The sequence below is a fragment of the Nocardioides jiangsuensis genome (assembly GCF_019679455.1).
Classification (GTDB): domain Bacteria; phylum Actinomycetota; class Actinomycetes; order Propionibacteriales; family Nocardioidaceae; genus Nocardioides_C; species Nocardioides_C jiangsuensis.
Window position 1 is genome coordinate 70,410 of the sequence record NZ_JAIEZQ010000001.1, and the last position, 23,302, is coordinate 93,711.

23 protein-coding genes and 1 riboswitch are annotated in these 23,302 nt (G+C 73.1%); of the genes, 16 read left to right on the plus strand and 7 right to left on the minus strand.

Translation table 11 applies throughout. The features are described from left to right. The first annotated feature begins 66 nt into the window (after positions 1-66). The 13 genes from K1X13_RS00380 (at position 67) to K1X13_RS00440 (ending at position 12,025) form a co-directional block, all read left to right on the plus strand. On the plus strand, positions 67-225 hold the full coding sequence (locus tag K1X13_RS00380) for a hypothetical protein (RefSeq protein WP_221023080.1): 159 nt from the start codon (positions 67-69) through the stop codon (positions 223-225). Positions 226-378: 153 nt separating this feature from the next. After that, entirely contained in the window at positions 379-972 is a 594-nt protein-coding gene (gene clsA / locus K1X13_RS00385) for a cardiolipin synthase ClsA (protein ID WP_225914578.1), read from the plus strand. Next, entirely contained in the window at positions 962-1,840 is an 879-nt protein-coding gene (locus K1X13_RS00390; RefSeq protein WP_221023082.1) for a DUF881 domain-containing protein, read from the plus strand. The genes clsA and K1X13_RS00390 overlap by 11 nt, the downstream gene beginning before the upstream one ends. Beyond that, positions 1,837-2,169, plus strand: coding sequence for a small basic family protein (locus K1X13_RS00395; protein WP_221023083.1), 333 nt, complete (start codon positions 1,837-1,839; stop codon positions 2,167-2,169). Before K1X13_RS00390 ends, K1X13_RS00395 begins: the two co-directional genes overlap by 4 nt. Before the next feature lie 10 nt (positions 2,170-2,179). Continuing rightward, positions 2,180-2,923: a DUF881 domain-containing protein gene (locus K1X13_RS00400; protein ID WP_221023084.1), complete on the plus strand. Its 744-nt coding sequence runs from the start codon at positions 2,180-2,182 to the stop codon at positions 2,921-2,923. A 43-nt stretch (positions 2,924-2,966) separates the two neighbouring features. Continuing rightward, positions 2,967-3,353 carry a glycine cleavage system protein GcvH gene (gene gcvH / locus K1X13_RS00405; RefSeq protein ID WP_221023085.1) on the plus strand — a complete coding sequence of 129 codons (387 nt, stop codon included), beginning with the start codon at positions 2,967-2,969 and terminating at the stop codon, positions 3,351-3,353. Positions 3,354-3,472: 119 nt separating this feature from the next. Continuing rightward, the gene (locus tag K1X13_RS00410) at positions 3,473-4,018 is read left to right on the plus strand and encodes a zinc-ribbon and FHA domain-containing protein (RefSeq protein WP_221023086.1); all 546 of its coding nucleotides are present in this window, start codon (positions 3,473-3,475) and stop codon (positions 4,016-4,018) included. Beyond that, entirely contained in the window at positions 4,015-4,749 is a 735-nt protein-coding gene (ftsR, locus tag K1X13_RS00415; protein WP_308249307.1) for a transcriptional regulator FtsR, read from the plus strand. The genes K1X13_RS00410 and ftsR overlap by 4 nt, the downstream gene beginning before the upstream one ends. Before the next feature lie 38 nt (positions 4,750-4,787). Beyond that, on the plus strand, positions 4,788-5,255 hold the full coding sequence (locus tag K1X13_RS00420; protein ID WP_221023087.1) for a bifunctional nuclease family protein: 468 nt from the start codon (positions 4,788-4,790) through the stop codon (positions 5,253-5,255). A gap of 201 nt (positions 5,256-5,456) precedes the next feature. Next, the gene (locus K1X13_RS00425; protein ID WP_221023088.1) at positions 5,457-6,059 is read left to right on the plus strand and encodes a MerR family transcriptional regulator; all 603 of its coding nucleotides are present in this window, start codon (positions 5,457-5,459) and stop codon (positions 6,057-6,059) included. 102 nt (positions 6,060-6,161) lie between these two features. After that, positions 6,162-6,273: riboswitch (glycine riboswitch) on the plus strand. An 89-nt stretch (positions 6,274-6,362) separates the two neighbouring features. Continuing rightward, the gene (gcvP, locus tag K1X13_RS00430; RefSeq protein WP_221023089.1) at positions 6,363-9,233 is read left to right on the plus strand and encodes an aminomethyl-transferring glycine dehydrogenase; all 2,871 of its coding nucleotides are present in this window, start codon (positions 6,363-6,365) and stop codon (positions 9,231-9,233) included. Continuing rightward, complete coding sequence (locus K1X13_RS00435) at positions 9,230-10,609, plus strand: serine hydrolase domain-containing protein (protein ID WP_221023090.1); 1,380 nt, start codon at positions 9,230-9,232, stop codon at positions 10,607-10,609. The genes gcvP and K1X13_RS00435 overlap by 4 nt, the downstream gene beginning before the upstream one ends. Positions 10,610-10,687: 78 nt before the next feature. Further along, positions 10,688-12,025, plus strand: coding sequence for an FAD-binding oxidoreductase (locus K1X13_RS00440; RefSeq protein WP_221023091.1), 1,338 nt, complete (start codon positions 10,688-10,690; stop codon positions 12,023-12,025). A gap of 25 nt (positions 12,026-12,050) precedes the next feature. Here the strand turns inward: K1X13_RS00440 and K1X13_RS00445 are convergent, their stop codons facing one another. Both K1X13_RS00445 and K1X13_RS00450 read right to left on the minus strand, forming a co-directional pair. After that, a complete protein-coding gene (locus tag K1X13_RS00445; RefSeq protein ID WP_221023092.1) occupies positions 12,051-13,439 on the minus strand; it encodes a TldD/PmbA family protein in 1,389 nt (462 codons plus the stop codon). A gap of 9 nt (positions 13,440-13,448) precedes the next feature. After that, positions 13,449-14,978: a TldD/PmbA family protein gene (locus K1X13_RS00450; protein ID WP_221023093.1), complete on the minus strand. Its 1,530-nt coding sequence runs from the start codon at positions 14,976-14,978 to the stop codon at positions 13,449-13,451. Positions 14,979-15,075: 97 nt separating this feature from the next. On the opposite strand from K1X13_RS00450, the gene K1X13_RS00455 reads away from it, so the two are divergent. Then, positions 15,076-15,606 (plus strand): DinB family protein, encoded by a 531-nt coding sequence (locus tag K1X13_RS00455; RefSeq protein WP_308249308.1) that lies wholly within the window; start codon positions 15,076-15,078, stop codon positions 15,604-15,606. Between the two features lie 74 nt (positions 15,607-15,680). Continuing rightward, positions 15,681-16,025, plus strand: coding sequence for an MmcQ/YjbR family DNA-binding protein (locus tag K1X13_RS00460; RefSeq protein WP_221023095.1), 345 nt, complete (start codon positions 15,681-15,683; stop codon positions 16,023-16,025). A gap of 37 nt (positions 16,026-16,062) precedes the next feature. On the opposite strand, the gene K1X13_RS00465 is transcribed toward K1X13_RS00460, so the two are convergent. The 5 genes from K1X13_RS00465 to fdhD are packed head-to-tail and all read right to left on the minus strand — an operon-like array spanning position 16,063 to position 22,438. Then, complete coding sequence (locus K1X13_RS00465; RefSeq protein ID WP_221023096.1) at positions 16,063-16,824, minus strand: dienelactone hydrolase family protein; 762 nt, start codon at positions 16,822-16,824, stop codon at positions 16,063-16,065. Positions 16,825-16,875: 51 nt separating this feature from the next. Then, positions 16,876-17,361 (minus strand): phosphatase domain-containing protein, encoded by a 486-nt coding sequence (locus K1X13_RS00470; protein ID WP_221023097.1) that lies wholly within the window; start codon positions 17,359-17,361, stop codon positions 16,876-16,878. Further along, a complete protein-coding gene (locus tag K1X13_RS00475) occupies positions 17,358-20,372 on the minus strand; it encodes an AAA family ATPase (RefSeq protein WP_221023098.1) in 3,015 nt (1,004 codons plus the stop codon). Before K1X13_RS00475 ends, K1X13_RS00470 begins: the two co-directional genes overlap by 4 nt. Further along, a complete protein-coding gene (locus tag K1X13_RS19515) occupies positions 20,372-21,535 on the minus strand; it encodes an exonuclease SbcCD subunit D (RefSeq protein ID WP_221023099.1) in 1,164 nt (387 codons plus the stop codon). The genes K1X13_RS00475 and K1X13_RS19515 overlap by 1 nt, the downstream gene beginning before the upstream one ends. Before the next feature lie 39 nt (positions 21,536-21,574). Continuing rightward, positions 21,575-22,438, minus strand: coding sequence for a formate dehydrogenase accessory sulfurtransferase FdhD (gene fdhD / locus K1X13_RS00485; protein ID WP_221023100.1), 864 nt, complete (start codon positions 22,436-22,438; stop codon positions 21,575-21,577). Between the two features lie 75 nt (positions 22,439-22,513). Between fdhD and K1X13_RS00490 the strand changes: the two genes are divergently transcribed. After that, on the plus strand, positions 22,514-23,293 hold the full coding sequence (locus K1X13_RS00490) for a phosphatase PAP2 family protein (RefSeq protein ID WP_221023101.1): 780 nt from the start codon (positions 22,514-22,516) through the stop codon (positions 23,291-23,293). Positions 23,294-23,302: the final 9 nt, after the last annotated feature.

Genomic DNA, 23,302 nt, shown 5'->3' on the forward strand with positions numbered 1-23,302 from the left:
GCACGGCTCCTGCCGAATTTGATGGTGCCCTAGTGGGGCACTGGTTCACATGGCAGGGAGAGCACCGTGATCACCAAGAAGGCCACCGGGTCCGTTCGTGGCAACCGCGCCAAGGCGGCCGTCCGCCGTCCGGCCTCGGCAGGCAAGTGCCGCTGCGGGCAGGACCTCGACATCTGCTCGCGCTCGCACTGCCCGCGCTGCGGGAGCACGCTGCGCCAGGGCTGAGCCGCCCGTCCCCGAGTGAGGTCCGCGTCGCGTCGCCCTCCGGCGGCGGCACACGGCGACGTCACCCCGTCCGTCCGACTGCGGACGGATAAGGTGAACGCGTCAGTACAGGCGCTCGGACAAGGGGAGTACGTGAACCAGCAGGGCGACGCGTTGGTGGAAACCAGCCGGGTCCTGACGATCCCCAACGTGATCAGCATCGTCCGGCTCTTCGGCGTGCCGCTGTTCCTGTGGCTCGTCCTCGGGCCGGAGGCCGACGGCTGGGCGCTCGGCGTCCTCCTGCTCTCCGGCATCAGCGACTACCTCGACGGGTACCTCGCGCGACGCCTGCACCAGACCTCGAAGATCGGCGAGATCCTCGACCCCGTCGCGGACCGCCTCTACATCCTGGCCGTCGTCTTCGGCCTCGCCTGGCGCGACATCATCCCGTGGTGGTTGGCCGTCCTGCTGCCCGCACGCGACCTGTTCCTCTGGGGCCTCGTCCCCTTCCTGCGCACCCGCGGCTACAGCGCCCTCCCGGTGCACTTCCTCGGCAAGGCCGCCACCGCGAACCTGCTCTACGCCTTCCCCCTTCTGCTGCTCGGCGACGGCGAGGGGGCCCTCGCCACGCTCGCCGACGTGTTCGGATGGGCGTTCGCGATCTGGGGCACCGGGCTGTACTGGTGGGCGGGCCTGCTCTACGCCTGGCAGGTCCGCAAGCTCCTCGCCGACCACGACCGGAGGGCACCGACACTCGATGCAGGCTGACCAGGGCAGCGGTACGACGTCCCGCGCGACCGCGCCCGCCGACCCCTCCGACACCAGCGCGCCGCCGCAGGTGCGGATGGGCCTGCTCGACTACGTCACCGCCACCTCGATGGACGAGGACTACGCGCACGTCGCCGAGCGGGCCCAGAAGGACCCGGCCCGCAAGCCGGTCCGGCCCGGCGTCGCGGCCCTGGTGGCGATGGGGCTGTTCGGCCTCCTGGCGGTGACCGCCGCGGTGCAGACCGCGCGGAACGCCTCCGACGTGGCCCAGGGCCGCGAGTCGCTGGTGGCCCAGGTGCAGCGCCGCAACGCCCAGGTCGACAGCCGGCGCGACCGGATCGAGGAGCTCCGGACCGACGTGGACTCACTCCAGTCCCGGTTCCTGGAGGCCACGGTCCGGGGTCGGGCGCTGTCCTCGAGGCTGACCCGGCTCAGCGTGCGCGCCGGAACCGTCCCCGTCACCGGCCCCGGCGTGAAGGTGGTGGTCGACGACGCGCCCGGCGCCACGGGCCCGCAGGAGCAGGTGCTCGACGAGGACCTGCAGAAGCTCGTCAACGCGCTGTGGGGGTCCGGCGCGGAGGCGATCTCCATCAACGGCCAGCGGCTCAGTAACCTGAGTGCCATCCGGGTGGCCGGGTCCGCGATCACCGTGAACTTCAAGTCCCTGGCGCCGCCGTACACCGTCCTCGCGGTCGGCAACCCCGACACGATCCCCGGCCGCTTCGTCGACACCACCCACGGGCAGGACTGGCTCACCCTGCAGTCCACCTACGGGTTGCAGTTCCGCATGACATCCGAGGAGTCACTGAGATTGCCAGCCGTTAACCAACCGAACCTGCGCTTCGCGACCCCGGGGACCGCCCGGTGATCGCCGGACTCGGCCTGCTCGTCGGCATCGTCCTCGGCCTGCTGCTGCGGCCCGAGGTGCCGCTCTGGCTCGAGCCGTACCTGCCCATCGCGGTGGTCGCCGCGCTCGACGCCGTCTTCGGCGCGCTCCGCGCCTTCCTCGACGGGATCTTCGACGACAAGGTCTTCGTGGTGTCGTTCGTCAGCAACGTGCTGATCGCGGCGCTGATCGTCTACCTCGGCGACAAGCTCGGCGTCGGCGGGCAGCTGTCCACCGGTGTCATCGTGGTGCTGGGCATCCGGATCTTCTCCAACGTGGCGGCCATCCGGCGCCACATCTTCCATGCCTGAGGGGGTGGGCATGTCCGACCAGAACAGCTCGCCGGGCCGCGACCGGCTGCTGCACGCGCTCCGGCGCCCGGGCCGCGGCCAGGTCGCCGCCGGCGTCCTGCTCGCGGTCGTCGGCTTCGCCGGCGTGGTGCAGGTGCAGTCCACCGAGCAGAACGACGACTACGAGGGCCTGCGCGAGGAGGACCTCGTGCAGCTGCTCAACTCGCTGTCGGCGGCCTCCCAGCGCGCCGAGAACGAGATCACGCAGCTCGAGCAGACCCGCAGCTCGCTGCGCAACGACACGGACAGCCGCCAGGCCGCCCTCGAGCAGGCGCAGCAGCAGGCCGACGTGCTCGGCATCCTCGCCGGCACGCTGCCGGCCGTCGGCCCGGGCATCGAGGTGACCGTGAAGGACCCGGGCGGCAAGGTCGGCATCGACCAGATGCTCAACGGGATCGAGGAGCTGCGCGACTCCGGCGCCGAGGCGATCGAGATCAACGACGCGGCGCGGGTGGTCGCGCAGACGGCGCTCGAGGACGGCGACACCGGGATCGTCGTCGACGGCAAGCCGCTCGCGCCGCCGTACACCCTGGAGGTGATCGGTGAGCCGAAGACCCTCACGGAGGCGCTGAACTTCACCGGCGGCTTCGTCGCCGACGTCGAGGGCCCGCTGGTCGGCGGCGAGGTGACCATCGAGCAGAAGGAGGAGCTCGAGGTGGCCACGCTCAGCGACGCCGCCCAGCCGGAGTACGCCGACCCGCTCGATACCGAGTAGCCTGCACCCGGACCGTCCGCCCATCCCGCCCCAGAGGAGCGCCGTGTATCCCGAGGACCTCAAGTACACCAGTGAGCACGAGTGGGTGCGCAGCCCCGGCGAGACCGACGGCTCGGTCCGGATCGGGATCACCGACTACGCCCAGGACGCCCTCGGGGACATCGTCTACGTCTCCCTGCCCGAGGTCGGCGCCGAGGTCGAGTCGGGCTCGGCGGTCGGCGAGCTCGAGTCCACGAAGTCGGTCAGCGACATCTACGCCCCGGTCACCGGGAAGGTCGTCGCGCGCAACGACGCCCTCGACGCCACCCCCGAGCTGGTCAACTCCGACCCGTACGGCGAGGGCTGGCTGTTCGAGGTCGCCGCGGCCGACGCCTCGGTCCTCGACGGTCTGATGGACGCGGCGACGTACCAGGGCTCGCTCGACTCCTGACCGCGGGGTTTCCACGGGCGTTCGGACTTGAACGAGGTCGTACGGCTGATAGGTTCGGGGAACCATCAACCTCGACTGTTCCTTGAGGGTTTGAGGATTACTGCCAACGGGAGGCGCACATGCCGTTCTGCACCGAGTGCGGGCACCTGAATCCAGACGACGCACGGTTCTGCTCGCAGTGCGGCCGTCGCATCGTGACCGAGGCCGCCCCCGCCGCCGCGGGTGACGCGGAGACGCCGTCGGAGACCACGGCGACCATCACCTTCGGCGCCCCCGGCAAGCCGGAGCTCGCCGAGGAGCGGGCCGCGCTCAACGAGGCCGACGCGGCCGCGGTCGACGCGCTCCCCGCCGGCAGCGCCCTGCTCGTGGTGCAGCGCGGCCCGAGCGCCGGGAGCCGGTTCCTGCTCGACACCGACCTGGTCTCCGCCGGGCGGCACCCGGAGAGCGAGATCTTCCTCGACGACGTCACCGTCTCCCGCCGGCACGCGGAGTTCCGCCGCGGCCCCGACGGCTACCGGGTGGCCGACGTCGGCAGCCTCAACGGGACCTACGTGAACCGTGACCGGATCGACGAGGTCACCCTCCAGGGCGGGGACGAGGTCCAGATCGGCAAGTACCGGCTGGTGTACTTCGCCAGCCATGCAGGAGCAGGCAGCAAAGCGTGAGGGCAGCAGCGTCGTCGCGCTCCCGGATGAGCATCGGGGAGGTCCTCTCGCTGCTGCGCGCGGACTTCCCCGAGGTCAGCATCTCCAAGATCCGGTTCCTCGAGACCGAGGGCCTGATCGAGCCCGAGCGCACCCCGTCGGGCTACCGGAAGTTCTCCCACCGTGACGTGGAGCGGCTGCGGTACGTGCTGACCAGCCAGCGCGAGCACTACCTGCCGCTGAAGGTCATCAAGGAGCACCTCGACGCGATCGACCGCGGGCTCGAGCCTCCCGCGGCCTCCGGGACCGGACCGCAGGTCCCCCGGGTGGTGCTCGCCGGCGACGGCTACCCGTCCGCGGACTCCTTCTCCGCCGAGCCCTCCGAGCTGCGCCTCTCGCGCGCCGAGCTGGTCTCGGGCGCCGAGATCGACGACGCCTTCCTCGAGCAGCTCGAGATGTTCGGCCTGGTGAAGCCGCGGCCCGGCACCAGCCACTATGACGGTGAGGCGCTCGTGATCGCCAAGACGGCGGGGGAGCTCGCCGCGTTCGGCCTCGAGCCCCGCCACCTGCGTGCCTTCAAGACCGCCGCGGACCGCGAGGTCGGTCTCGTCGAGCAGGTGGTCTCGCCGATGCAGCGCGGCCGCGACGCCGGGGCCAAGGCCCGCGCGGAGGAGGCCATCAAGCAGATGGCGGCCCTGTCGGTCCGGCTGCACGCGACGCTTGTCAAGAGCGGTCTGCGCTCCTCACGCTGACCCGCGACGGGCCTTTCCTCCGGGGGTACTGTGGAGTCGTGCGCGAAGTTGATGTGATCGGCGTCCGCGTCGAGATGCCCTCCAACCAGCCCATCGTCCTCCTGCGCGAGGTCGCCGGTGACCGGTACCTGCCCATCTGGATCGGGGCGGTCGAGGCCACCGCGATCGCGTTCGCCCAGCAGGGCGTGGTCCCGCCGCGGCCGCTCACGCACGACCTGATGAAGGACCTGCTCACCGCCACCGGGAACGACCTCACCGAGGTGCGGATCACCGAGATGAAGGACGGGATCTTCTACGCCGTCCTGGTCTTCGCCTCGGGCGTGGAGGTCAGCGCCCGGCCGTCGGACTCCATCGCGCTGGCCCTCCGGACGGGCTCCAAGATCGTCTGTGCCGACGACATCCTGGAGGAGGCCGGCCTCGCCGTACCCGACGAGCAGGAGGACGAGGTGGAGAAGTTCCGCGAATTCCTCGACCACGTGTCACCCGAGGACTTCGAGAGCCACTGAGCTTCCACAAGCCTGAACCTCGACCTCTAGTTGAGACTTGCGACACGCCTGTCCCGGACAGCGCGCCTCGTTGACCACCCTCCACCCGAGCCTTACCTTGGGACTGTCTTCGTTGTAACTCCACCGTTGTGCTCCATCTCGATCGCAGCGGCTTCCCCTCGCGGAGTTGCAGGCTTAACGGAGCGGACAACGGAGGTTCACGTGACGACGAACGGCGACAAGGCTGCCCATCAGCCCGACGAGTCCGCCGCCCGCGAGGCTGCGGCCACCGCCGACGAGCAGGGGCTCCTGTTCGACGACGACGTCTCCCCGCTCCCGAGCGACGCCGGCTACCGCGGCCCCACCGCGTGCAACGCGGCCGGCATCACCTACCGCCAGCTCGACTACTGGGCCCGCACCGGCCTGGTCGAGCCCACCGTGCGAGGCGCCACCGGCTCCGGCACCCAGCGCCTCTACTCCTTCCGCGACATCCTGCTGCTCAAGGTGATCAAGCGCCTCCTCGACGCCGGGATCTCGCTGCAGCAGATCCGCACCGCGGTCCACCACCTGCGCGAGCGCGGCACCGACGACCTGACCCGCGTGACCCTGATGAGCGACGGTGCCAGCGTCTACGAGTGCACCAGCAACGACGAGGTCATCGACCTGCTCCAGGGCGGCCAGGGCGTCTTCGGCATCGCGATCGGTGGCGTGTGGCGCGAGATCGAGGGCTCGCTCGCGGAGCTCCCCAGCGAGCGCGCCGCCCACGACGACGAGCCCGGCAGCGACGAGCTCGCCGCCCGCCGTCGGGCCCGCCAGGTCGGCTGACCGGCTCTCACCCCGAACCTCCACGGACCCGGCGCTCCGGGCGGACCCACCGCCCACGGAGCGCCGGGTCTGGCTTTGTCCTGATAGCGTTGGCGTCGCTGACGAACACGCACGGGAGAGTCTCCGGCGGCCGGTCCCCGACCGGTCCGTGACGGAGCGCCGAAGGGGCAAATCCTCCCCGGAACCTCTCAGGCGCCAGGACCGTGCGGGCGAGGCAACTCTGAAGCCCGACCCCGGGTGACAGAGGGGGAGGCGACCGACGTCGCTACGACTGCAGCCCGCGCGCTGCCCCCGGGAGCCTCTGTGTCCGACCACCCCACGCTGTCCCAGCTCGACGCCGCCCAGCCCTTCGTCGTCCGCCACGTCGGCCCCGACGACGAGCAGCAGGCGCGGATGCTCGAAGCGCTCGGCTTCGCCTCCCTCGCCGAGCTGATGGAGGCGGCGGTCCCCGGCGGGATCCACGACACCGCCACGCTCGCCCTCCCCGCCGCTGCCACGGAGGAGCAGGCGGCACGGTCTCTGCGCGACGTCGCCGCCCGCAACAACCCGCTGGAGCCGATGATCGGGCTCGGCTACCACGGCACGCTCACCCCGGCCGTCGTACGCCGCAACGTCCTCGAGGACCCGTCCTGGTACACCGCGTACACGCCGTACCAGCCGGAGATCTCCCAGGGCCGGCTCGAGGCGCTGCTGAACTTCCAGACCATGGTCGGCGACCTCACCGGCCTGCCCACCGCGAACGCCTCGCTGCTCGACGAGGGCACCGCCGCGGCCGAGGCGATGACCCTGGTCCGCCGCGCCAACCGCGCCGCCTCCGGGCGCTTCGTGGTCGACGCCGACGCGCTCCCGCAGACCATCGCGGTGGTCGAGACCCGGGCCCGGGCGATGGGCATCGCGGTGGAGGTGGCCGACCTGACCGGCGGGCTGCCCGAGGGCGACCTGTGCGGCGTGCTCGTGCAGTACCCCGGCGCCGGCGGGCGCGTGCTCGACCCCCGGCCGCTGGTCGAGGCGGCCCACGAGCGGAACGCGCTCGTCGTGGTAGCAGCGGACCTGCTGGCGCTCACCCTGCTCGAGTCGCCGGGGGAGATGGGCGCCGACGTGGTGGTCGGCTCCACGCAGCGCTTCGGCGTCCCGCTGTTCTACGGCGGACCGCACGCCGGATACATGGCGGTGCGCGCCGGGATCGAGCGGCACCTGCCCGGGCGCCTGGTCGGCGTCTCCGTCGACGCGGAGGGACGCCCGGCGTACCGGCTCGCGCTGCAGACCCGCGAGCAGCACATCCGCCGGGACAAGGCTACCTCCAACATCTGCACCGCCCAGGTGCTGCTGGCGGTGGCCGCGTCGATGTACGCCGTGTACCACGGCCCCGAAGGCCTGCGCGCGATCGCGCAGCGGACCCACCGGTACGCCGCCGTCCTCGACGCCGCGCTGCGGGAGGCCGGCGTGGAGGTGCTGCACGAGCGGTTCTTCGACACCCTCACCCTGCGCGTGCCCGGCCGGGCCGCCGCCGTGGTCGCCGCGGCCCGTGAGCGGGGCGTGCACCTCCGGCTGGTGGACGACGACCACGTCGGCGTCTCCACCTCGGAGACCACCGGGCGGACCCACCTCGAGGCGGTGCTCGCCGCCGTGGACGCCGAGGGGATCGACCTCGACGCGGTCGACGGCCGCACCGGCGACGCGCTGCCCGACGGCCTGCACCGCAGCACCGGGTACCTCGCCCACCCGGTGTTCAACACCCACCGCTCCGAGACCTCGATGCTGCGCTACCTGCGCCGGCTCTCGGCCCGCGACTACGCGCTGGACCGCGGGATGATCCCGCTCGGCTCCTGCACCATGAAGCTCAACGCGACCACCGAGATGGAGCCGATCAGCCTCCCCGGGTTCGCGGACCTGCACCCGTTCGCGCCGGTCGAGGACGCGGCCGGCTACCGGGCGCTGGTCACCGAGCTCGAGGGCTGGCTGGCCGAGGTCACCGGTTACGACGAGGTGTCGATCCAGCCCAACGCCGGGTCGCAGGGTGAGCTGGCCGGCCTGCTCGCGATCCGCGCCTTCCACGTCGCCAACGGGGACGACGCCCGCGACGTGTGCCTGATCCCGTCCTCGGCGCACGGCACCAACGCCGCGTCGGCGGTGATGGCCGGGATGCGCGTGGTCGTGGTGAAGGCGGCCGAGGACGGCAGCGTGGACCTCGACGACCTCGCCGCGCAGTGCGAGAAGCACCGCGAGGACCTGGCCGCGATCATGGTGACCTACCCCTCGACCCACGGCGCCTACGAGGACGGCATCACCGAGCTGTGCCGGGTCGTGCACGAGCACGGCGGCCAGGTGTACGTCGACGGGGCGAACCTCAACGCGCTCCTCGGGCACGCCAAGCCGGGGGAGTTCGGCGGGGACGTCTCGCACCTGAACCTGCACAAGACGTTCTGCATCCCGCACGGCGGCGGCGGTCCGGGCGTGGGGCCGGTCGCGGTCCGGTCGCACCTGGCGCCGTACCTCCCGACCCACCCGATGCACCCCGACCCCGCCAAGCGCGCGGGGATCGGGCCGATCAGCGCGGCGCCGTACGGCTCGGCGGGCATCCTGCCGATCTCCTGGGCCTACGTGCGGATGATGGGCGGCGAGGGGCTGGCCCGGGCCACCGCGGTCGCGGTGCTCTCGGCCAACTACGTCGCGAAGCGGCTCGGCGAGCACTTCCCGGTGCTCTACAAGGGGCACGGCGGGCTCGTGGCCCACGAGTGCATCCTCGACCTGCGCGGGCTGACCAAGGCCAGCGGGGTGAGCGTGGACGACGTCGCCAAGCGGCTCGTCGACTACGGCTTCCACGCCCCGACGATGAGCTTCCCGGTCGCCGGCACGCTGATGGTGGAGCCGACGGAGTCCGAGGACCTCGTCGAGCTGGACCGGTTCTGCGACGCGATGATCGCGATCAAGGGCGAGATCGACCGGGTTCAGGCGGGGGAGTGGACCGCGGAGGAGTCGCCGCTGCGGGGGGCGCCGCACACCGCGGCCGCGGTCACCGGGCCCTGGGAGCGGGCGTACTCGCGCGAGGTCGCCGCCTTCCCGACCGGCCCGGACCCGGACAAGTACTGGCCGCCGGTGGCGCGGATCGACCAGGCGTACGGCGACCGCAACCTGGTGTGCTCCTGCCCGTCCCCGGAGGCGTTCGCCCAGTGACCGACCAGACCACCGACCCGGCTCCCGACCGGGTCTCCGAGCAGGCGGCCCGGCACCTACGGGCGCTGCTGGCCAGCGAGCAGGTCGACGCCCGGGTGCCGTCCCTGGTGGCCGGGCTGGTGCGGGACGGCGCCCTGGTGTGGAGCGACGCCCACGGCCGGCGGACCGGGGACGGACCGCCGGGGGTGGACACGCAGTACCGGATCGGGTCGATCACCAAGACGATGACCGCGGTCCTGGTGCTGCAGCTGCGCGACGAGGGGCTGCTCGACCTCGGCGACCGGCTCGACGAGCACCTGCCCGGGGTCGGCTACGGAGACCGGACCCTGCGGCACCTGCTCTCGCACGCCTCGGGCATGCAGTCCGAGCCGGCGGGCCCGTGGTGGGAGCGCTCGCCCGGCGGCAGCTTCGAGGAGCTCGCGGCGGCGGTCGACGACAGCGCCGCGGTGTTCGCGCCGGGCGCGACGCACCACTACACCAACCTGGCCTACGGCCTGCTCGGCGAGGTGGTGGCCCGGCTCCGCGGCGGCACCTGGTGGGACAGCGTCCGCTCCCGGATCCTCGAGCCGCTCGGGATGGCCCGCACCAGCTACCTGCCGGAGGCGCCGCACGCCACCGGCTACAGCGTCCACCACTTCGCGAACACGCTCACCGAGGAGCCGGCCCACGACACCGGGGCGATGGCCCCGGCGGGCCAGGTGTGGAGCACGGTCACCGACCTCGCGACCTTCGCCTGCTTCCTCCTCGACGGTCACCCCGCCGTGCTCGACGTCTCCACCCTGCGGGAAATGGCCACGCCCCAGTCCGGCACGCTCACCGGTGGGCTCAGCGGCGGGTACGGCCTCGGCCTGCGGCTGCTGGCGGGGGGTGCGGGCACGGTGTCCGGCCACACCGGGTCGATGCCCGGCTTCCTGGCGGCGCTGTTCGTGGACCCGGTCCGCCGCACCGGCGCGGTGTGCCTGGCCAACGGCACCACGGGACTGCGCTGCGAGGGCCTCCCGGTTGACCTGCTCGACACCCTGGAGCGGCAGGAGCCGACCGTCGTCCCCGCCTGGGTCCCCTCCGACCGCCTCCCGCCCGGCGTGGAGGAGGTGCTCGGCGTGTGGCACTGGGGCAACACCGCCTACGGCTTCTGCTGGGACGGCACGGAGGTGACCGCGGGCGCGCTGGGCGGCACGCCGACCCTGCGGTTCCGGCCGCGCGAGGACGGCACCTTCCTGGGCACGGCCGGCTACCACCACGGCGAGACGTTGCGGGTCGTCCGTGGCGGGGACGGCGCGCTCACCCACCTGTTCTGCGCGACGTTCGTCTACACCCGGACGCCGTACGACCCCCGGGCCCCCATCCCCGGAGGGGTGCCCGCGCGACCTGAATGACCCGTTGAGGGCATGGCCCCCGGCCGACGGGCCCGCGTAGCGTCGCTGCGGAGAGACCGAGCCGGCAGGAGGACTGCCATGCACTGGACGAAGCCGGGGGACCTCGACTACGACGAGCGCCGCGCCCTGTTCAACGCGATGGTGGACAAACGGCCTCGGCTGATCGCCGCCTGCGAGAACCCCGGGGACGTGGCACAGGCGCTGGAACGGGCGCTGGCCGACCACCTCGACGTCGCGGTCCGCGCCGGCGGTCACTCGGTGGCCGGCATGTCGACCAACGACGACGGGCTGGTGGTCGACGTACGGCCGATGAGGAGCATCGAGGTGGACCCCCGGACCCGGCGGGCGCACGTCGGCGCCGGCGTCACCTGGCGCGAGCTGGACGCGGCCACGCAGGAGCACGGGCTGGCCACCACCGGTGGCCGCGTGTCCTCGACCGGGGTCGCCGGGTTCACCCTCGGCGGCGGGTCCGGCTGGCTCGAGCGCAGCTACGGGCTGGCCTGCGACAACCTGGCGGGGGTGGACATGGTGACGGCCGACGGCCGGGAGGTCCACGTCGACGAGGAGCACCACCCCGAGCTGCTGTGGGCGATGCGCGGGGGCGGCGGGAACTTCGGCGTCGTCACCGCCCTCGACCTCGAGCTGCATCGCGTGGGGCCGACGGTGCAGGCCGGGCTCCTCGCCTGGCCGACCACGGCCGCGCCCGAGGTGGCCCGTGCCTACCGGGACTGGGCCCAGGACGCGCCGGAGGAGCTGGGCTCGTGGCTGATCATGCTCACTGCCCCCGACGAGGACTGGGTGCCGCGGGAGCTGGTGGGGGAGAGCATCTCCGCGGTCGCGATGGTCTGGGCCGGCCACCCCGACGACGGCGCGGACTACGTGGCCGCGCTGCGGGCGCTGCAGCCGCCGCTGGACCTGGTGGAGCCGATGCCGTACACCGAGTTCCAGTGCATCCTCGACGACCCGCCCGGAAACCGGCACTACTGGAGCGCGGACTACCACGACCGGGTCACCGACGACATGCTCGACGTGGTGGTCGCCTCGGCCACCAGGACCGCCTCGGAGCTCACCCAGCAGATCCTGCTGCCGTGGGGCGGGCAGGTGGCCCGGGTGCCCGCGTCGCGGAGCCCGCTGGCGCAGCGCTCGGCGCGCTGGGTGACGCACCCGTTCGCCGTCTGGGAGGACCCGGCCGACGACGAGGCGAACATCGCCTGGGTTCGCCGGTTCCGGCAGGACGTGGCGCCCTACACCACCGGCGGGGTGTACTTGAACTTCATCGGCGCCGAGGGGCAGGACCGGGTCAGGGACGCGTTCGGGCCGGAGAACCACGCCCGGCTGGTCGAGGTGAAGACCGCCTGGGATCCCGACAACGTGTTCCGGGGCAACCAGAACATCACCCCGCTGGTCACCGCCTGAGAGCCGCGGCCCTCCTGGGCGCCGGTCAGTTCGCCTGGCTCATGCTCGACATGTTGAAGTCGGGCACGCGTAGCCCCGGCGTCGCGGTGCGCGAGAAGTAGTCGCCCCACTCCCGCGAGAAGCTGGGCAGGGTCCGCGAGGCGGCGGAGAACCGGTCGAGCAGCGCCACCGGGCTCTCGTTGAACCGGAAGTTGTTCACCGCGCCGGTGACCTCGCCGTTCTCGACCAGGTAGACGCCGTCGCGGGTCAGCCCGGTCAGCAGCAGGGTCTGCGGGTCCACCACCCGGATGTACCACAGGCAGGTGAGCAGCAGACCCCGCTCGGTGCCGCGGACCAGGTCGCCCAGCGAGCCCTGCGCGTCGTCGACGGAGAGCACGAGGTTGTCGATCGCCGGGGTCACCGGCAGCCCGGTCAGCGCGGCCGAGTGCCGGGTCTGCAGCAGCGCCTCGAGCCGTCCGTCGCGGACCCAGTGCGTGCGCTGCAGCCCGAGGCCGTTGTCGAAGACGCTGCTGGCGTCGTCGCTGCGGCTGGCCGTGACGAAGGGCGCCGCCTCCAGGCCGCCGTACGCCGGGTCGGAGAACAGCTGCACGGGACGGCCGGAGAGCCGCTCGCCGACACGGGTGCCGCCGCCGGGCTTGGAGAAGACCGACTGGCCGTCGTGCGCCTGCCGGGCGGAGGCGCTCCAGTAGGCGTAGATCATCAGGTCCGCCACCGCGGCGGGCGGCAGGATCGTGTCGTAGCGTCCGGCGGGCAGCTGCACGGCACGCCGCGCCCAGGACAGCCGCTGCGCGAGCTCCCGGTCCATCGCCAGCGGGTCGACGTCGGAGAAGTCGCGGGTGGCGCCGCCGACCCAGGCGCTGCTGGTCAGGTCGGTCGGCTTCCCGGTGCAGCCGTAGTGCCCGGTGGGCTGCACGTGCCGCTGCCGGAGCCCGGTGGTGGAGCCGAGGTAGGTCGTGGTGACGTCGTGGTCGACGAACCCGTAGAGGACCCGGTTCTGGTCCTCGGCGCGGCCGAACGCCTCGCCGAGCGCCGGGGCGACGTCGGAGAACACCTCGATCGAGGTGTCCACCGGGGGGTCGAACCAGTCGGCGGCGGCGCCTCCGGTGACCAGCTCCGCGGCGTCCTCGGCCGGGGTGCCCGCGGCCGCCGCGGCGTCGGCCGCCTCGACGATCGAGACGACTTGGTCGAGGGAGGACGCGCTGCGGGTGACCGACCCCGACGCGGTCCCCTCGCCGTCGCCGGCGAAGGAGACCACGGTGACCGAGATGCCGTGCATCACGCCGTTGGTGGTCAGGGTGTTGTTGGCCCAGCGGAGGTTGGCGCTGGTCGAGTCGCGGACGATGACCACGCACGCGTCGGCGCGCGACGTCTTCAGGGCGTGCTCGACGAGATCTTGCGGAGTCGGCGCAGGCATGGGTGTTCCTTACTCCTCGGAGCCGGCTTCGGCGGTGGTGTTGAGCACCCGGACTTTGCGGAACAGCGCGGTGGGCGCGCCGTGCGAGACCGAGGCGACCTGCCCGGGCTGCGCCTTGCCGCAGTTGAAGGCGCCGTCGAGGACCCAGGTCTGCGGTCCGCCGACGGCCTCCATCGAGTTCCAGAAGTCGGTGGTGGTGGCCTGGTAGGCGACGTCGCGCACCTGGCCGGCGAGGCGGCCGTTCTCGATCCGGTAGAACCGCTGCCCGGTGAACTGGAAGTTGTAGCGCTGCATGTCGATGCTCCACGACTTGTCGCCCACGACGTAGATGCCGCGGTCGACCTTCGCGATGAGCTCCTCGGTGCTGGGCCCGCCCTCGGCCGGCTGCAGGGACACGTTCGCCATCCGCTGGATCGGGATGTGGCCGGGGGAGTCGGCGTACGCGCACCCGTTCGACCGGCCCAGGCCCATCAGGTGCGCCATCGGCCGGTCGAGCTGGTAGCCGACCAGGACGCCGTCCTTGACGATGTCCCACTGCTGGGTCCGCACGCCCTCGTCGTCGTAGCCGATGGTGGCCAGGCCGTGCTCGACGGTGCGGTCACCGGTGACGTGCATGACGGGGGAGCCGTACTGCAGCGTGCCGAGCTGGTCGTAGGTGGCGAAGGAGGTGCCCGCGTAGTTCGCCTCGTAGCCCAGGGCCCGGTCGAGCTCGGTCGCGTGGCCGATGGACTCGTGGATGGTGAGCCACAGGTTCGACGGGTGGATGACCAGGTCGTACTCCCCGGCCTCCACCGACGGCGCCGCCAGCTTCTCCGCGAGCAGCCCCGGCAGCTCGGCGAGCTCGGCGTCCCAGTCGTGCACGTCGGCGGTCAGGTACTCCCAGCCGCGGCCCACCGGCGGGGCGATGGTGCGCATCGAGTCGAACCGGCCGCTGGCCTCGTCGGAGCCGTAGACCTCGACCTGGGGCTGCACCCGGACCCGCTGCTGGGTCGTCGTGGTCCCGGCGAGGTCGGTGTAGAACTTCTGCTCCACGACCTGCTGGAGCACCGCGGTGGCGTGGTCGACGCCCGGTGCCTCCACGAGCCGAGCGGTCCATCCCGACAGCAGCGCGACCTTCTCGGCCAGCGGCACCGCGAGCGGGTCGACCCGGTAGCTGGACACCCAGGTGACGTCGTCGTACACGGGCTCGTCGGCCAGCGCTACCGGCTGACGGGTCATCGCGGCGGCCACCTGGGCGACCCGGATCGCGGTCTCCGTCACCTGCACCGCGGCCTCGGGGGTGAGCACCACGCTCGAGGCGAACCCCCAGGCCCCGTTGAGGATCACGCGGACCGCGAAGCCGAGGTCCTCGTGGTCCGCGGCCCCTTGGAGGTGTCCGTCGCGCACCTTGAGCTGCTGGCTGCGGACCCGCTCGAAGCGGAAGTCCGCGTGCGTGACGTGGAAGTCCCGGGCGCGGGCCAGCGCGGCGTGGGCCAGGCGGCGGTAGGGAAGCGTGGTGAAGGCGGGGTCGATCGTCTGCGTCGATGCGCCAGAGGTCATGGCAGGGAGGCTATGTCGTGGGTGCAGGTCACGTCACGGTGGATACCCCGCGTGTCGAGGTCCTAACGGTGCCGAGCGGCTCCCTAGCATCGGGCTCGTGACCGACACCGAGCTCCCGGCCGTGCCCGACCGCGTCGACCCGCCGTTCGTCGCGGGGGAGCGCGCGATGCTGGAGTCCTGGCTGGACTTCCACCGGGCCACCCTGCTGCACAAGTGCTCGGGGCTCGACGCCGCGCAGCTGCGGAGCCGGTCCGTGCCTCCGTCGTCGCTGAGCCTGCTCGGCCTGGTCCGGCACATGACCGACGTGGAACGGTACTGGTTCCGCTACGTGATGCTCGGTGAGGACGTCGCGCCGGTCTACTGGGACGAGACCGGCGAGGACGGCGACTTCGACGCCGTGGACACCGCGGACGCGTCGGCGGACCTCGCCGCCTACGGCGCGATGGTCGAGACCTGCCGGGCCGCCGCGGTGCAGGTGGACGACCTCGACTCGCCGGCGGTGCAGCAGCGGTACGGGCGGGCCGTGTCCTTCCGCTGGATCCTGGTGCACATGGTCGAGGAGTACGCCCGGCACAACGGTCATGCGGACCTGCTCCGCGAGCGCATCGATGGCAGCACCGGCGACTGAGCCCCACCGGTCGGGCGTGTCCCGGTCCGGGAGCGCGCCGGGCCTGCCGCGCCCGGGCCCGTCTGCGCCGGGGCGTGCCATGGACGACCGGGGGCCGGCACGGCATCGTGGACGACGTGGCCACCGAGGACGACGTACGACGCATCTGTCTGGCGCTTCCGGGCGTCACCGAACGCCTGAGCTGGGGGCGGCCGGCGTGGTTCGCACGCACGCTCATGGCCCGGCTGTGGGAGGACGGCGTCGTGACGGTGAAGACCGAGGAGCGTGACGCCCTGGCCGGTTCCGAGCCCGAGACGTTCTACTGGACCCCGCACCACGACCGCTCGCCGAACCTGGTCCTGGTCCGCCTCGACCGGGTCGCCGACGACGAGCTCCACGAGCTGCTGGAGGAGTCCTACCGCCTGGCTTCCGGGCGATGACCGCGCGGACGGTCGTCCTGCAGCGGCCCGCGGCCGGCTACGCGCTGCCGCTGGACCGGGCCGCGTCGTCCGCGCGCAGGTAGGTGTCGAAGAACGCCGTGATCCGGCGGCGCGCGTCCTGGGTGGCCTCCTCGTCGTGCTTGGTCCCGGAGATGTTCGCCAGGAACCGGAGCAGCAGCGTGGCGTTCGCGGGGTCGTGGTCGTTCATGAAGCCGTGGCCGACGCCGGGGTAGATCTTGACGTCGTGCGGGACCTCGAGCTCGGTCAGCACCCGCCCGAGGCGTCTGCCTGCCCGGCGGCCCAGGGGGGACGTGTCGGCGCCACCGAAGCTGCCGACGATGGGACAGGCACCCGGAAGCCAGTCCTCCGCGTCGGACGGACAGCCGCCGTAGTTGACGCTGGCCGCCGAGTACTCCGGGTCGGGCGCCAGCGCCAGGGCGTAGCCGCCGCCCATGCAGAAGCCGATGACCCCCATGCGTCCCGAGCAGCCGTCCTGGTCGCCGAGCCAGCTGCGGGCCGCGTCGATGTCGTCGAACGTCCGGCCGCGCCGCTCCCCGATGTCACGCATGATCGTGCGCAGGCAGCTCAGCCGGCTGCCCCAGTAGTAGAGGTCCGGTGCCACCGCGGCGAAGCCCGCCTCCGCCAACCAGTCCGCCTGGGCACGGAGGTCGTGGCTCATTCCCGTGAAGTCGTGGACCACCACGACACCGGGCCACGGCGGCGCGGTGCCCGGCTTCGCGAAGTAGGCCGGCATGGAGCCCCGCCCGGTCGCGATCTCGACATCCGCCCCCGTCACCATCCCGTCAGTATCCGTGCGGACGCGTCCGCAGCGGTAGTGCGGCGAGGAGGCTCAGGTCTGGCCCTCGACCTCCTGCGCCTCGAACAGGGTGGGCTGCTCACCCATCCAGTCGGCGGGCAGGACGTCGTACCCGGCTTCCATCGCGGCCCGGCAGACCGCCGGGTCGTCGTCGACCAGGACGACCACCGGGGCGCGGGCCGAGAGCTGGTGCAGCATCTCGATCTTGAACAGTCGCGCCGGCCGGTGGTCGCCGGCGGGGCGCAGCAGGATCCGGCCCTGCGGCAGACCGTGCTGGGCGAACCAGGCGACGGTGTCCGCCCGGCAGCGCTCCGGACGGCCCGAGAGGTACACCACCTCGTGCACCTCCGCCAGCCTTCGTGCGGCGTCGAGGCCCTTCGCGAGCGGCGGATCCTCGGGAGCGGCCGCGAAGAAGGCCGCCCAGTCCTTGGGCCGCTGCTCGAGATGGACCAGGCGGTGCCGGACGTCGGCGAGCACCCCGTCGATGTCGAGGACCGCCAGCGCGCGGGGCTCGCTCACACGGCCTCCCGGGCGGCGACCACCCGGGACCCGGAACGGTCCTTGCGGATCTGCAGCTGCGCCGGGATCCGGGTGCGCATCTCGGGCACGTGGCTGACCACGCCGACCACGCGTCCGCCGTCGCGCAGGGTGTCGAGGGTGTCCATCACGTCGTCGAGCGTCTCGGGGTCGAGCGTGCCGAAGCCCTCGTCGATGAAGAGCGTGTCGATGGACGAGCCACCGGCCTCCTGGGTGACCACGTCGGCGAGTCCGAGAGCCAGGGCCAGCGAGGTCACGAACGTCTCGCCGCCCGAGAGCGTGGCCGGGTCCCGGGACTCGCCGGTCCACTCGTCGCGGACCAGCAGGCTGAGCCCGCCGCGGACCTCGCCCACGCCGCGCGCCGAGGAGTGCTCCAGCGTGTAGCGCTCGTCGCTCATGCCGTGCAGCCGCTCGTTGGCCGCCGCGACGACCTGCTGCAGGCGCGAGGAGAGCACGTACGCCGACAGCCGCATCTGCAGGGCGTTGTCGCCGCCCTTGCCCTCGGCGAACGTCGACAGGCCGGAGGCGACGGCGTAGGCGGCACGGGTCGGCGCCCAGGCCGCGAGCTCACGGGCCAGCTCCCGCTCCAGCGCGACCAGCCGTTCGGCGCGCTTCTGCGTCTCCCGGGCTCGCGCGGCGACGTCGGTGAGCGTTGCCTCGGCCGCCTGCGCCGCCTCGGCGAGCGCGGCCAGGTCGGGGGTGTCCGCCGCGACGGCGGCGCTGACCTCGGCATCGGCCAGCGTCGCCCGGGACTGGGCGCGCAGGGCGTCGCGCTCCCGGAGGAGCTGCTCGAGCCGGGCGTGGTCGGCGGGGGCCAGCACGGCGCGGGTCGCGGTCGCGGTGTCGGCGAAGCCGTGCTCGAGGGCGCACTCGTGCGCCCGCTGCCCGGCATCCTGCGCCTGCGTCGTCGCCCGGTCGCGCGCGGCCAGCGCCTCCCGGGCCATCCCGAAGGCGGTTCCGGCGGCCGTCCGCGCCTCGATCAGTCGGGACACGCTGCCCGCGACCTCGTCCTCGGCGAACAGGGCGGAGAGCTCGGCGGATACCGACTCCACGACGGCCTGGGCGTGGTCGCGCTCAGCGCGCAGCCGGGCCTCGTCGGCGGCCAGCTGCTGCAGCCGTGCGATGGCGTCGGCGAGCTCCGCCTCGAGGTCGGCGACCGACGTCGCCAGCCGGTCGCGCTCGGACGCGGCGGTGGCACTGGCCGCCCGGCGCACCCGGAGCGCCGCCAGCTCGTCGCGGAGCCCGGCCACCGACTGCCCGCCGCTCGCGTGGTCCGCCACCGCGAGGTTCTGCCGGAGCGTCGCGACGACCTCGCGGCGGGTCTGCTGGTCGAACTCGGCGTTCTCGTACTCGGTGCGGGCGTGCTCCTCGTCGGACCTGGTCGGGGCGCCGTCGACCGAGAGCGCCACCTGCGGGTGGTCGGCGGAGCCGCACACCGGGCAGGACTCCCCGACGGCGAGGGAGGCGGCGAGCTCGGCGGCCATGCCGTTGATCCGCGCCTCGCGGAGGTCCTGGTACCGCTGCCGGAGCCGCTGCGCGACGTCGGTGCTCGCCCGCAGCCGCTCGCCGGCGTCCTCGAGGTCGGCACGCAGCGACGTCACCCGGCGCGCTGCGTCGAGCCGCTCGGTCGCGGCCTGCTCGGCGGCCACGAGCGTCTCGGCCTCGGCGGCGAGCGTGACCTGCTCGGTCAGCCGGGTGCGCAGCTCGGCGACCTGGCCGGGAATGGTCGTGCAGCGCTGGTCGAGACCGCTGCGCTCCTCGGCCAGTCCGGACAGCGTCCTCGTCACGCGGGCGGCGTCGCGCTCGGCGCGCCGCAGCTCGGCCTCCCGGGGGAGCAGGGTGCGCGCAATGGTCGCCGCCTCGGTGGCGTCACGCTCGGCGACCTCGAGCTCGCCCTGGGTCAGGGCGGCCGCGTCCGTGTCGAGGAGGCGGGCGGCGTCCGCCAGCGCCTGGCCCAGGGCGCGCTGGGCCCGCTCCACGGCGGTGGCGGTCTCCTGGGCGTGCCGGGCCAGGGGTACGACGACGGATGCCCGGCGGGCGGCGTCGAGGGCCGCACGGGCCCGGTCCTCCTGCTCCTGGCTCTCCTCCAACGACCGGGCGATCCCGACGGCCTCCTCGTGACGGGAGCGCAGGCGCATCGTGCCGCGCCCCTCCTCGAGCCTGCGGCGCGCCTCGTCGGTGAGCCTGCCGACGGCGGTCGCCTCGGTGCTCAGGGCCTCCCGCGCGGACGCGGCCTCGGCGACCAGGTCCCTCGCCCAGCCGGCCACGTCGCCGGCCTCGGCGGGGAGCGCGAGGTCGTGCAGCTCCCAGTCCTCGGGCAGGTCCGTGCCGGCGGACTCGCTGAGCCTGCTCACCACGGAGGCGACGGCGTCCTGGTGCTCCTTGGACGAGGCGCGCAGGGTCTGTCTGCGGGCGACCAGCCAGCGCTCGATGTCCTCGAACCGGCTGGTGCGGAAGAGCCGCTGGAGCACCTTGTGGCGCTCGTCGGACTTGGCGCGCAGGAACGCCTGGAACCGACCCTGCGGAAGCATCGCCACCTGCGTGAACTGGCTGGGGTTCATGCCCAGCAGGTCGGTGACCAGATGGCCGGTCTCGTCGAGTCGGCTGGAGAGGTGCACCCAGCTGCCGTCCACCGACTCCTCGAGCAGCACCCGCGCCTGCTCGGTGGTGAACCCGGTGCCGCGGCGCTTCGGCCGGCTCCAGGCGGGGGAGCGGCGGAGCCGGAACCGGCGCCCGTTGACGCTCAGCTCCAGGGTGACCGCGGGGGCGACCCCCGGCCCGGCGTGGTCGCTGCGCAGCCGCTTGGCGGAGTTGCGGTCGCCGGGGACCTCGCCGTACAGGCCGAAGCAGATCGCGTCGAGGACGCTGGTCTTGCCCGCACCCGTCGGGCCGCAGAGCAGGAACAGGCCCGCATCGGCGAGCGCGTCGAAGTCGACGGACTCGGTGCCGGCGAACGGCCCGAAGGCAGTGATCTCGAGGTGGTGGATCCGCATCAGGCCCCCACCACCTGGTCGGCCTCGCCGGCCACGCGGCAGGAGTCGCAGGCGTCGAGCAGCAGCGCCGCCTCGGTCTCGGTGGCGGGCGTGCCGCGCACGTCGGCGACGAAGTCGAGCGCCACCTCGTGGTCGGTGCGCCCGGTGACCGGCCGGCTCACCGGGGCGGTGGCAGGGGAGCCGCCGACCGGCTCGAAGGACAGCACCAGCGTGTGCGGGAAGCGCGTGCGCAGCCGTTCCATCGCCTGGGTGGGGCGCACCGGGTCGGTGACCACGGCCTGTACCCAGCAGTCCTCGGTGTCGGCCAGCGCCGGGGCGGAGAGCAGGTGGTCGAGGTCGCCGCGGATGCGCGCGAGCCGACGCGGCACCGGCGCCTCGACGAAGTCGGCGCGCTCGAAGCCCTCCCGGCCGAGCTCGACCAGCCACGAGCCCTTGAGCTGCCGGGTCTCCGAGAACGAGTAGGCGACCGGCGACCCGCTGTAACGCACGCTGTCCGTCAACGTGTGCCGGCCGTGCAGGTGGCCCAGCGCGGCGTAGTCGACCCCGTCGAAGACGCTGGTGGGGACCATCGCGACGCCGCCGACCGAGATGTCCCGCTCGCTGTCGCTGGCCTCCCCGCCGGCCACGAACGCGTGCGCCATCGCCACCGAGCGGGTGCCGGCCGGGCGGCCGGCGAGATCGGCGCCCACCCGGCGCATCGCCTCGGTGAGCACGGCGGTGTGGGAGCGGGACTCGAGGCCCCACGGCTCGCGCAGCACGTCGGGCTCGAGGTAGGGCAGGCCGTAGACGGCGACCGGGCCGTGCTCGTCCTCCAGCATCACCGGGGTGCCGCAGGAGGCGGCGTCGGTGCGGAAGTGGACGCCCGCGGAGTCGATCAGCCGGGAGTTGAAGCCGAGCCGGCGCGCGGAGTCGTGGTTGCCGCTGGTGACCACGACCCGGGCGCGCGAGGCGGCGAGACGCGCGAACGTCTCGTCGGCGAGCGCGACCGCGTCGACCGGCGGGAGCGCCCGGTCGTAGACGTCCCCGGACACCACGACGAGGTCGACCGCGGCGGACTCGACGGTGTCGAGCAGGTGGTCGACGTACGACGCCTGGGCACCGAGCAGTCCCTCCCGGTGGAAGGAACGGCCCAGGTGCCAGTCGGAGGTGTGGAGGATGCGCACGGGTCAGACGCTAGGCGGGCACACCGACAGTTCTCCGGATCACACGCCGACCCGGTCGTGCTCGGTGTAGATCACGAACCGCTCGCCGCGCACGAAGCCGACCATGCACAGGCCCGCGTCGGCGGCCAGCTTCACCGCCAGGCTGGACGGGGCGCCGACCGCGGCGATCATCCCCACCCCGGCGGCGACCGCCTTCTGGGCGAGCTCGAAGCCGATCCGGCCGCTGACGCACAGCACCGGCAGGTCGGTGGCCTCCCCGGCGAGCACCCGGTGGCCGACCACCTTGTCCACGGCGTTGTGGCGGCCGACGTCCTCGCGGACGACCAGCGGCTTGCCCTCCAGGTCGAACAGGCCGGCGGCGTGCAGCCCGCCGGTGCTGTCGAAGACCCGCTGGGCCTCCCGCAGCCGGTCGGGGATGGCAGCGACCACGTCGGCCGGGACCGTGACCCCGGCCCACCGGTCCGGCGCGTGGCCCGCCTCGCACACGGCCAGCACCTCGTCGATGCTCTCCTTGCCGCACACCCCGCAGGCGGAAGCCCCGGCGGTCGGTCCCTCGTACCGCACCCCGGGCTGCCGCGCGGGCGGACCGGCGAGCTCGGCGGTGACCACGTTGAACTCCTGCTCCGGAGACAGCGTACGGTCGGTGCAATACGCGACCGTATGGAAATCTGATGCAGATCGGACCAGGCCCTCGCCGTACAGGAACCCCGCGGTGAGCTCGAAGTCGTGGCCCGGGGTGCGCATGGTCACGCTCAGCCGTTCGGCGGGCCGGCCCGGCCAGGCCAGCCGCATCTCCAGCGGTTCCTCGGTGGTCAGCCGGTCCTCCCGGACCCGCGAGGACGTGCCCGTGACCTCGCGCACACGCACGCGCTGGGAGGGACCGGGGCGTCGGGGGAGGACCATGGATCCAGCCTATATTTGTGCTGGGCGGGGGGACGCGCGACGGTGCCCTGGGGGCTACCGGACAGGAGGGCACGGGTGCGCAGGCACGACAGCGACACCGGGGACGACGACGGCTGGACGTCGGAGGTCTCCTCCGGCCTGGCCCTCGCCGGATTCCTCGGGCTCGTCTTCGTCGCCTTCACCCTGCTCGCGATGGGTCCGCTGATCCGCTTCGACGCCTACTTCAACCTGGCCCCGCCGCCCAAGGGCTGGGTGCCGTTCCTGCACGTCCTCGACCGGATCGGGCAGCGGGCGGTGTGCGTGCCGATCCTCGCCGTGGTGACCTACCAGATCTGCCGGCGGGTGGGGTCGTGGCGGCCTGCGCTGGTGGCCGCGGGGTCGGTGTTCGTGCTCAACCTCACCGTGCTCGTGCTCAAGGTGACCCTCGGCCGGGGTGAGCCCGCCGCGGCCGACCCGTCCTTCTTCACGGGCGGGATGGCCTACCCGTCCGGGCACAGCTCCAACATCGTCCTCGTCTACGGGCTGATCGCCTACCTCGTGGGCGCCTACGCCAACCCGCGGCGGAGGACCCTGGTCGTTCTGTGGAGCGGCGTGGCCCTGCTCTCGCTCACGATGCTGGTCACCTCGCTGACCCTGAACTGGCACTGGTTCGCCGACCTGGTCGCGGGCCTGCTGGTCGGTGGCGTGGTGCTCGAGCTGACCGCGACCGCCGACCGCGCGGTGCGCCGGACCCGACTCGACGAGGAGCTGCGGCACAACCCGGTGCGCCTCGCGCGCGCGGTGCTGCGCCGCGTCCGGGGCACCGCCGGGCCGACCGGCCCGCCGGGTCCCGCGGGGCCGGCAGGTCCGGCCTGACCGCCTCCG